The organism is Kribbella sp. NPDC020701 (assembly GCF_055562215.1).
The window spans coordinates 1-9,850 of record NZ_JBVHFT010000046.1; the positions used below are offsets into that span (position 1 = coordinate 1).

Here is a 9,850-nt window from a genome sequence, read left to right on the forward strand (position 1 = left end):
GTACTGCAGGCTGGTCAAGCTGTCGTGCCGCAGACATGACGAAATCCTCAGTTACCTGCTCGTCCGCGATCGGCACCCTTCACGCGGCACGAAGGTGCCGCATTCGGTGGTGAAGACGTAGCTCGGCAGATCGCTCGCTGCCTTACGTCGACAGCCAGAAGGAGTTGCGATCCTGTGTTCGCCGAGCCAACAGACCTTGCGAGAGCGGGCAGCGAGCCGTCAGCGGCTCGATGAGACGCCATCGGCTCTGGCGGTGAGGAACCGCGAGACGAGCGGGCCGAGCTCGTCGGCGGCGGTGAGCAGGCCGAGGTGGCCGTCGTCGAAGACGTGCAGTGTGGCGTTGGGTAGCAACGCCCGCATGATCCGCGCGTTCACCAGCGGGATCATCGGGTCGTCGTTCCCGGCGAGGACGAGGGTGGGCTGCCGGATGAGTGGCAGAGCGGGGAGGCTCGACCAGCCGACGCCGGCGAGAAGCTGGAGGGAGTAACCGGTCCTGGACCCGAGGCGCTCCTGCTCGTACACCACGTGCCTCACCTGGTCGGGCTGCCGGCGCATCCGGCCGCCGTACAGCACCGGTGCGATGGCCTTGGCGTACGCCGGGTCGCGGTAGCGCCTCGGGGTGAGCATCTTGCTGAGCACGCTGAGGCGGGCCGGGACCATCAGCATCCCGGTCCCGGTGCTGACCAGCACCAGTCGTCGACAGCGACGCGGGTACTGGAAGGCCAGCTGTTGGGCCAGGCCGCCGCCCCAGGAGATGCCGAGGGCGTCGAACCGGTCGTGGCCGAGCCGGTCGACCAGCGTCGCGATGAGCCATGCCAGCATCGCGAAGTTGTACGGCACCTTCGGCATCGGGGAACCACCCACCCCCGGTACGTCGAACCGGACCACCTCGATCCGCGGGTCGACCTCGTCGACGAAGGGCTGGAGCAGGTCGAGGCTGGCCCCGATGCCGTTGCAGAGCACCAGCGGCGGCCCCGGTGCCGTGCCCGGCCGGACGGCAACCCGGACGTCGTGGCCGAGGACACGGACCCGGAGGAACCTGGTCACTTGTCGAGAACGTAGGTGCCGGGCGCCTCTGCGAGCACGCTCAGGCGGTGCGACCCGAGCGCCTTGGGGGCCGGACGGTGCGCGCCGCAGCGTTCGTCGAGCCACAGACCGAGGTCGGTCCACCAGGTGTCATGTCGGACGTCGGAGCTCTTGAGCCAGACCTTGGCGTCGGACGTCAGGTCGTCGTTGGTGTGGAAGGACGCCTTGGGGTTGCCCGGCGGGTTGACCAGGGCAGCGATGTGACCACTGGTGGACAGCACGAATCGGGTTGTGCCGCCGAAGAGCTGGGCGCTGCGGTAGCAGTTCTCCCACGGGGTGATGTGGTCGGCGATGCCGGCCACCACGTAGGTGTCGACCGTGATCCTGCCGAGGTCGATCGGCACGCCGAGGACTGTGAGGGCCCCGGGCTGGGTCAGCGAGTTCTCCATCGCCAGGTCGATGAAGTCGGCGTGCAGTGCGGCGGTCATCCGGGTGGTGTCGGAGTTCCAGAACAGGATGTCGAACGCCGGCGGTCGCTTGCCGAGCAGGTAGTTGTTGACCCAGTAGTTCCACACCAGGTCGCCGGGCCGGAGCCACGCGAACACCTCGGCCAGCGCCCGGCCGTCGAGGTATCCCTTGCGTGCCGACTTCGCCTTGGCCTGGCCGGCCAACCCCTCGTCGACGAGGGCGGACACCGTCCCGGCATCGTCGTTGTCGATGACCGTCACCGCCAGGCAGAGCGCGGCCAGCCGGTCCTGCCGGCCGATACCGGCGAGGTAGGCCGCTGCCATGCTCGCGAGGATGCCGCCGGAGCACACTCCACCGAGTACCGTTCGCGCGCTACCCGTGATCTCCTCAACGACGTCGAGGGCGTCGAGGAGGGCGCGAACATAGGTGTCGAAGTTCCAGGAGGCGTGCCGCGAGTCCGGGTTACGCCAAGAGACGACGAACATCTGCCTGCCCTTCCGGACGCCGAACTCCACGAGGCTCCGCTCCGGGGCGAGGTCGAGCGCGTAGAACTTGTTGATCGTGGGCGGGACCACCAGCGTCGGCACCTCGGAGATCTCGTCGGTCTGCGGCGCGTACTGGACCAGCTCCAGCACCTCGTTGCGAAAGACGACCCCGCCCGGCGTCGCGGCGATGTTGTCGCCCAGGACGAAGCCGCTGCCGTCGACCATCTCCGGCAAACGGGGGGCCGAGGACAGGTCTGTCACCAACTGCTTGCCCCCGCGCACCAGGCTCAGCCCGGCAGTATCTATGACGGCCTTGGCCGAGGCCGGGTTGACCAGCGGGACGTTGCTAGGAGCTGTCGCCTGGATGACGTTCTCGAGGAAGAACCGCACCCGCTTGCGGTCGCGTGGGTCGAGGTCGGCGTCGATCACCAACTGCTCGACGGTCTGTCCACCGGCCAGGTAGAGCTGGACCAGCCGCTTCAGCAACGGGTTCTCGGTCCAGGCGACATCGGTGAACCGGCGGTCCCCGCGGTGCGGCGCCAGCGTCGAGGCGCCGGTGAGGATCCGCCTAGCCTCGGCACCCAGCCCGCCGAGCCGCCGCGCGGTGATGTCCGGCTTGCGCGCGAGAGAGACCGCCCACTTCGCGGTCGACATGTCGGGGACGAAGCGGCGTACCGGGCCGAGGGCGGCGTCGACCAGAAGTACGTCGAGGGAAGCAGCGCTCTCGGCGAGCCTGGAGGTGGTGGCGGTGTTCATCGAAGGATCTCCTCGTGGTCACAGGTGGCGACGTTCAGCTGTCACATCTGACTGAAGGATACCTCGAGAGTGACGATTTCGTCAGAATGGTTCGGAGTCGCACGGAGCGATGCGTCAGGCCGCCGATCCGTCGCCTCGAACGGCGCCGATCTCCGGCAGCGGCAGCGAGCAGATCCGCTGCGCCTGCCGCCGCGTGACGCCGAACATGCGCAGCAGGTCCGCGGTCAACCGGTCGGTGGTCGCCTCGACGTCGCGCTCCGGCTGGTCGTGCAGCAGTTGGCCGAGGGCGATCAGGGCGCCGGCAGCCATCGTGACCGCGACGTCGAGGTCCTCGACGTCGAAGCGTCCGGCATCCACGGCGGCCGCGATGTCGCGCCGGGCGCGCGGTGCCAGGCCGTTGTCGGCGCTGAGCAGCCGGAGCACGTTGTTGAGGAGGACCCGGCTGAGCTCCGGCTCCCGGCGTTGGAGCCGTCCGGTGAGCCGAAAACTACAGGCGAACACCTCCGCGGGGTCCTCGATGTCGGCGGTCAGGTCGTCGAGCAGCTGACCGTAGCCGTCCATCACTGCCTCGACAGCGGCCTCGAACAGCTCCTCCTTGGTCTCGAAGTGGTTGTAGAAGGACCCCATCCCGACGTCAGCGGCCTGGGTGATCTCCAGGATCGGCACATTCGTCCTGCCCTCGGCGATGAGCGTCTGCGCAGCCCGGATGAGAGCCGCTCGGGTCCGGGCCTTGCGCCGGTCCAGTCGGTTGGCCTGCTGTGTTGGTGCGTTGCTCATGATCTCCTCGGCGTCTCCATCGGCGGGTGGTGTGCACCCATTCTAGCGTGGTGCTGTCAGAAATGACGTTTTCCTCAGATGCTCTTGACTGAGCATATGCTCGTGAGTGACGATATCGTCAGTAACGAACCGAGGAGCAGCAGATGACCAGTCACCGCGGGACTCACAACGACCTGCACAGCGAGCAGGGCGCGCTACGCGCCGAGCACCCTGGACGCGCGAAGAACCCCGTCATCAAGGTGCTCGACCTGGCCTGGCTCGAGTTCGCCAAGCCCGACCTGGGCGCCTCGGAGCGCTTCGCGCACGCGTTTGGTTTCACCACCGTGAGCCGTACGGCAGACGAGCTCCAGCTGCGCGGGACCGACGCCGGCGCGCCCTGTGCGATCGTGCGCCGCGGACCACGCTCGAGGTACCTCGGTGCGGCCTTCCGGGCCGGGGACTCCACCGACGTGGTGCGGCTTGCCGACGCCACCGGGGCGGAGGTCGAGAAGCTGCCGGAGAGCATCGGCGGGCTCACCGTGGACCTGACCGACCCGAGCGGGGTGCTGGTCCGGGTCGTCGCCGACGCCCACGAACTCGCAAACCTGCCGGCCCAGCCGACGCAGGTGTTCAACTTCGGGCACGACGTCCGGCGCGCTAACGCCACGCAGCGCCCGCCGCGTGGGCCCGCGAAGGTCCAGCGACTGGGCCACGTGGTGCTGCAGACCACCAAGTACGTCGAGACCCTGAACTGGTACCTGGAGCACCTCGGTCTGATCGTCAGCGACTTCAAGTACTACGAGGGGCAGCGCGAGCGCGGCCCCACCATGAGCTTCATCCGCTGTGACCGTGGCATGACTCCCACCGACCACCACACGCTGGCGATGATGCTCGGCCCCAGTCACCGGTACGTGCACTCGGCGTACCAGGTCGGGGACCTGGACGTGCTGGCCGCGGGCGGGGAGTACCTCCGCGAGCAGGGCTTCCACCGCTCCTGGGGGATCGGCAGGCACATCGAGGGCAGCCAGATCTTCGACTACTGGCGCGACCCGGACGGTCTGCTGGTCGAGCACTTCGCCGACGGTGACCTGTTCGACTGCACGCTGGAGCCCGGTTGGTCACCGATGACGGTGTCCGGGCTGGCCCAGTGGGGACCGCCGGCCACCAAGGACTTCCTGGGCCTCACCCCAGGACGAGAGGCGTTGCACGAGCTGGTGTCGATGGCTCGTTCGCTGCGTGACGACAACGAGTTCGACCTGACCCGCCTTCGCGGCCTCCTGAAAGTGACGAGTTCATGAGCATCACGATCCTTCGTACGCCCGACGCCTGGTGGGTTCGCACTGCCGGCGGCGCGGCCCGGATCGACACCGACGCCACGACCACCGGAGAGCTGCTCGCCGAGCCCGAGCAGATCGAGGCCGCCCGGGCGAGCAAGGACACAGTCGACCCGGCCACCCTCGGTGTGGTGTCCCCGGTGACGGCCCCCTGCCGGGTGGTGGCGCAGATGACGAACTTCGCCAGCCATGTGAAGGACTCAGGGCTCGACCCGGACACCATCCCGCTGGCGTTCTTCCGGAAGACGTCGGGCTCGATCAGCGGCCCGTTCGACGACATCATCCGCCCAGATCACGTGCGCTGCCTGGACTACGAGGTCGAGATCGGCCTGGTGATCGGCCGAGAGCTGCCGGTGGGCACGGCGGTCACGGCTGACAACTGGGCCTCGTTCGTGGCCGGCTTGGTGGTGACCAACGACGTCTCGGCCCGCGACGTGCAGCTGCCCAAGACGCAGTTCTTCGAGTCCAAGTCGTACCCGACCTTCACGCCGGTCGGACCGTCGCTAGTCCTGCTCGAGGACGACGAGCTCAAGCGGTTCGGCGACCTACGCCTGCGCCTCTGGGTCAACGGCGAGCTGCGCCAGGAGTCAGTGGTCGACGACGACATGGTCTACTCCCCGCTGAAGGCGCTGCAGGGACTGAGCCGGTTCCAGCGGCTGGACGCGGGTGATCTGCTCCTCACCGGGACCCCGGAGGGCACCGCTCTGAGCGCACCGCCCAAGCCGCTCGAAATCATCGCCACATTCTTGCCGCCCGCACTGAAGTGGAAGATCTTCTTCCAGCGGCAGGCCGAGAACCCCAAGTACCTCAAGCATGGCGACGTCGTCGAGGTCACCATCGGCACCGACGATGGTGCGATCGACCTCGGCCGGCAGCGCACCGTGGTGAGGAGCGACTGATGGGCGACCGCCTCTGGCCGACGTACGACGCGCCGGACGACCTCGCGGCGATCGAGGCCGTGCCGCTGGGCGACCGTGGCCTGCCGGGCACGACGTACGAGCTCCTCTTCCGGGCCGCTCGGCTGTGGCCGGACCGCGTCGCCCTGTCCGTGCTCCCGGACGGCGAAGGGTGGGAGCAGCCGGCGGAGCGAACCTACGCCGAGCTGCTGGGCGACGTACATCGCTACGCCAACGTGCTCCACGCGCTGGGGGTGCGCCGGACCGACGGGGTCGCGCTCCTCGCCCCGAACTGTGACGAGCTCGTCACCGCAACCCTCGCGGCGGAGCTCGCCGGGATCGCGGCGCCGATCAACAGCGGGCTGTCCCGGGAGCACATCGCCGAGCTGCTGCGCAGGTCGGGGGCCCGGGTGCTCGTGGCTGCGGGTCCCGACCTCGCGCCGGAGGTTTGGGAGAGCGCACGGGAGCTCGCCGTCGAGGCCGGGATGGACGCCCTGCACGCCTTGGGCCCGACGGGGGTCGGCCCGGCAGGGGAGGAGCTACTCCCGATCGACGGTGTCCGGGTCGCCTACCTCTCCGCGCTGGCGGGGGAGCAGCCAGCCGACGCCTTCGTGGGGGAGGCGCCCTCGGCCACCGACCTGGCGGCACTGTTCCACACGGGCGGCACGACGGGGATGCCGAAGCTGGCCGCGCACACCCACGCCAACGAGGTCAGCGACGCCTGGATGATCGCTGCCAACGGCCTGCTGCGCGACGCGGTGGTGTTCGCGGCGCTGCCGCTCTTCCACGTCAACGCACTCCTCGTCACCGTGCTGGCCCCGCTGTTCAGGGGCCTCCAGGTCATCTGGGCAGGCCCCCTGGGCTACCGCGACCAGGCGCTGTACTCGCAGTTCTGGAAGCTCGTCGAACGCTACGGGGTCACCACGATGAGTGCGGTGCCCACCGTGTACTCCGTCCTCGCCGGCCGCCCGGTCGACGCCGACATCAGCAGCCTCCGCTTCGCTGTCGTCGGCGCTTCACCCCTGCCGCCAGCGGTCCGGGACGGCTTTGAGTCTGCCACCGGCATCCGGCTGGTCGAGGGCTACGGCCTCACCGAGGCCACCTGCGTCAGCGCACTGAGCTTTCCCCACCAACCGCGTCCCGGATCCGTCGGCCAGCGCCTGCCGTACCAGGGGGTGAAGGCCGTCCAGGTCACCGCCGACGGTCAGTGGACCGACCTGCCAGCGGGTCGGGTCGGCGTGCTCGCCATCAGCGGGCCGACTGTCTTCCCCGGCTACGTCACCGACCGTGGTCCTGACGGGCCGGTACTGGACGGGCTGGGCAAGCTGCGCGACGGCTGGCTGGACACCGGAGACCTGGCCAGGGTCGACCCGGACGGCTTCATCCACCTCACCGGCCGAGCCAAGGACCTGATCATCCGCGGCGGTCACAACATCGACCCGTCGGTCATCGAGAACGCGCTGCTGGCACACCCGGAGGTCACGGCCGCGCAGGCGGTAGGTCGTCCGGACATGCACGCCGGCGAAGTGCCGGTCGCGTTCGTCACACTCGCCCCAGGCGCCGACGCAACCCCCGAGGAGCTGCGTGCCTGGGCGTCCGACCACGTGCCCGAGCAGGCAGCGGCACCCAAGGCCGTCACCGTGCTGGACACACTCCCCGCCACCCTCGTCGGCAAGCCCTTCAAGCCCGCCCTGCGCGCCGAGGCCACCCGAGAGGCCATCGCCGAAGCGCTGCGCGACATGCCCTCGGTCACCGGCATCCGAGGAGCGGTCGAGGACGGTGCGGTCGTCGCCCTCGTCGGCCTGGCCCCTGGTGCCGACGAGTCCCCGGTCAAGGACGCACTCGACCGCTTCGCGATCACCTGGAGATTGGAACTGTCATGAACCCAGCATCGTTTCTTGCGGGCCTCCTCATCGTGGCCTTCGCGGCCCTCGGGTCGGCCAAGCTCGCCGCCGTACCCGCCATGCGCGCGAGGGGTGGCGCAGTCGTCGCGCACCTGCGCAAGGGCGACGGTGTGCGCGAGATCGCCCCGGCCGTCGTCCTGGGTGTGGTGACCCTGACCTTCCTCCTTCTCGTGGTCGGAGACCTTCGATGAACAGGTCCCAGCGGACCAGCGCCGATCCGATTCCCGTCGTCATCGTGGGGGCCGGTCCCGTCGGCGTCACCGCCGCCACCCTGCTCGGGCAGTACGGCGTCGACTGCCTCGTGCTGGATCGCTGGGACGGCGTCTACCCGCAGCCGCGGGCCGTGCACCTCGACGACGAGATCTACCGGGTCCTGGTGCGGCTCGGCATCGGCGAGCAGTTCGCTGCCGTGTCCCGGCCCACCCGAGGGCTGCAGCTGACCGACCGGAACCACCGGGCGTTCGCGGTGTTCGACCGGGCGGGCGACCGCGGTCGGCACGGGCACCCGAGGGCCAACCTGTTCGACCAGCCCGAACTCGAGCACCTGCTGCGCACCAACCTCAAGGACCAGACCACGGTCGGCCTGCGCGAGAACGTCGAAGTCACCGACGTCGCCCAGGACGGCCAGGGCCGGGTCCGGGTGGACTTCACCGACCGGCTCACCGGCGAGCACGAGTCCGTGCTGGCCACCTATGTGCTGGGTTGCGACGGAGCCAACAGCGTGGTGCGCACGGCGATCGGGGCGACGATGGAGGACCTCGAGTTCGAGCAGCGCTGGCTCGTGATCGATGTGGCCAGCATGGTCGAGCTCGACCAGTGGGAAGGCGTTCACCAGGTCTGCGACCCCCAGCGCGCTGCGACGTACATGCGCATCGGGGATAGCCGCTACCGATGGGAGTTCCGTCTCCGCGAGGGCGAGACCGCCGCTGACTTCGAGTCCATCGAAGCCCTGCGTCCTCTCATAGGTCCATGGGTCGGGGGCATCCCGTGCGACAAGCTCGAGCTGGTGCGTGTCGCGGAGTACACCTTCCGGGCGCAGTTGGCCGACCGCTGGCGTGACCGCAACGTGTTCCTCCTCGGCGACGCCGCCCACCTGACGCCGCCGTTCATCGGACAAGGGCTCTGCGCCGGTGTCCGCGACTCCATGAACCTCAGCTGGAAGATTGCAGGGGTCCTCTCCGGCGACCTGCCCGACTCGCTGCTGGACACCTACGAGGTGGAGCGCAAACCGCATGCCCGGGCGCTCATCCAGCTCGCCAAGCTCATTGGTGTGTCCATGACTCAGGGCGGCAGGGCCGGTGACATGCTCCGCAGGGCTATCGCCCCGCGGCTCCACTGGATCCCAGGCCTCCGCAACCGCCTCCTCGATAGCGAGACGCCGCCGCTACGCCGGTCCGCACTGGTAGAAGGACGCGGACTCCGCAAGTCCCTCAACGGACGGCTGTGCCCGAACGCGCTCCTGGCGGATGACATGCGGTACGACGACGTGACCCGTGGCGGGTTCGTGTTCGTGACCGCCGTACCGCTCTCGCTTCAGCAGCAGGCGCTACTAGCGGGCCGCGGGACCGAGGTGCTCGAGGTGCAACCCGACTCGCCCCTGTACAAGTGGCTCGCAGACGGCAAGGCCGCGGCCGCACTGGTGCGTCCGGACTTCACGGTGCTGCGGGCCAGCCGCGACATCGCAGGGCTGTGCGCCGCAGCACCGAGGTTCCTGGTTGCCTGAGGAACGCGTCCACCCGCGAGGCGGACGTAACGGGCCGGTGGTTGATCTCGGTCTCGACGGCCCAGAGATGTCCGCCAAGGCATCAACGTCCTGAACCCCACCTCCGCGAGTTCCCAGGCCAGGACCGAATCGGTGTTCTGTGGGACCGGGTTGATGACCGGCCCGCGGCCGTAGCGCCGGTGACTCGTAGAACCCGTGCACCCGTCATCGCGTGCGCAATCGTCGACGGCGCATACCCAGCCGCCAAGGTCGGCTTGTCCATGCGGACATTCACCCCCCCGCCCCGGCCCGCTTCTGCTGCGGATTCTGCGCCGTCAGCAGCCAGCCGATCATCGCGGCCGCCTCAGGGTGAGCGGGTTGCCGTCGGCCTCGGTCAGCAGCCGGCGCCGTACGGTCGGCGCCAGCCCGGGCCACCGAGTGTCCAGCAGTTTCGACGCCGGCTCCGCACGAATTGAGGATTGCGTCACATCTCCGCCATTCCAACTGGCCAAACAGTCATGAG

Annotated in this window: 8 protein-coding genes; 5 read left to right on the forward strand and 3 right to left on the reverse strand. The window is 69.1% G+C overall.

Annotated elements, in window-relative coordinates:
- Positions 1-219: 219 nt before the first annotated feature.
- The 3 genes from phaZ to ACZ3HV_RS44170 form a co-directional block, all read right to left on the reverse strand.
- On the reverse strand, positions 220-1,047 hold the full coding sequence (gene phaZ, locus ACZ3HV_RS44160) for a poly(3-hydroxyalkanoate) depolymerase (protein ID WP_465693856.1): 828 nt from the start codon (positions 1,045-1,047) through the stop codon (positions 220-222).
- Positions 1,044-2,735, reverse strand: a complete 1,692-nt coding sequence (locus ACZ3HV_RS44165; RefSeq protein WP_465693857.1) for a PHA/PHB synthase family protein — start codon at positions 2,733-2,735, stop codon at positions 1,044-1,046. Before ACZ3HV_RS44165 ends, phaZ begins: the two co-directional genes overlap by 4 nt.
- Positions 2,736-2,849: 114 nt before the next feature.
- Positions 2,850-3,512, reverse strand: a complete 663-nt coding sequence (locus ACZ3HV_RS44170; RefSeq protein WP_465693859.1) for a TetR/AcrR family transcriptional regulator — start codon at positions 3,510-3,512, stop codon at positions 2,850-2,852.
- Between the two features lie 143 nt (positions 3,513-3,655).
- On the opposite strand from ACZ3HV_RS44170, the gene ACZ3HV_RS44175 reads away from it, so the two are divergent.
- Genes ACZ3HV_RS44175 through mhpA form a run of 5 tightly spaced genes read left to right on the forward strand, consistent with a single transcriptional unit; the run spans position 3,656 to position 9,348 of the window.
- Positions 3,656-4,789, forward strand: a complete 1,134-nt coding sequence (locus ACZ3HV_RS44175) for a VOC family protein (protein ID WP_465693860.1) — start codon at positions 3,656-3,658, stop codon at positions 4,787-4,789.
- A complete protein-coding gene (locus ACZ3HV_RS44180; RefSeq protein WP_465693861.1) occupies positions 4,786-5,724 on the forward strand; it encodes a fumarylacetoacetate hydrolase family protein in 939 nt (312 codons plus the stop codon). Before ACZ3HV_RS44175 ends, ACZ3HV_RS44180 begins: the two co-directional genes overlap by 4 nt.
- Positions 5,724-7,604: an acyl-CoA synthetase gene (locus ACZ3HV_RS44185; protein WP_465693863.1), complete on the forward strand. Its 1,881-nt coding sequence runs from the start codon at positions 5,724-5,726 to the stop codon at positions 7,602-7,604. The genes ACZ3HV_RS44180 and ACZ3HV_RS44185 overlap by 1 nt, the downstream gene beginning before the upstream one ends.
- Entirely contained in the window at positions 7,601-7,816 is a 216-nt protein-coding gene (locus ACZ3HV_RS44190) for a hypothetical protein (RefSeq protein WP_465693864.1), read from the forward strand. The genes ACZ3HV_RS44185 and ACZ3HV_RS44190 overlap by 4 nt, the downstream gene beginning before the upstream one ends.
- Entirely contained in the window at positions 7,813-9,348 is a 1,536-nt protein-coding gene (mhpA, locus tag ACZ3HV_RS44195) for a bifunctional 3-(3-hydroxy-phenyl)propionate/3-hydroxycinnamic acid hydroxylase MhpA (protein WP_465693865.1), read from the forward strand. The genes ACZ3HV_RS44190 and mhpA overlap by 4 nt, the downstream gene beginning before the upstream one ends.
- The last annotated feature ends 502 nt before the right edge of the window (positions 9,349-9,850 follow it).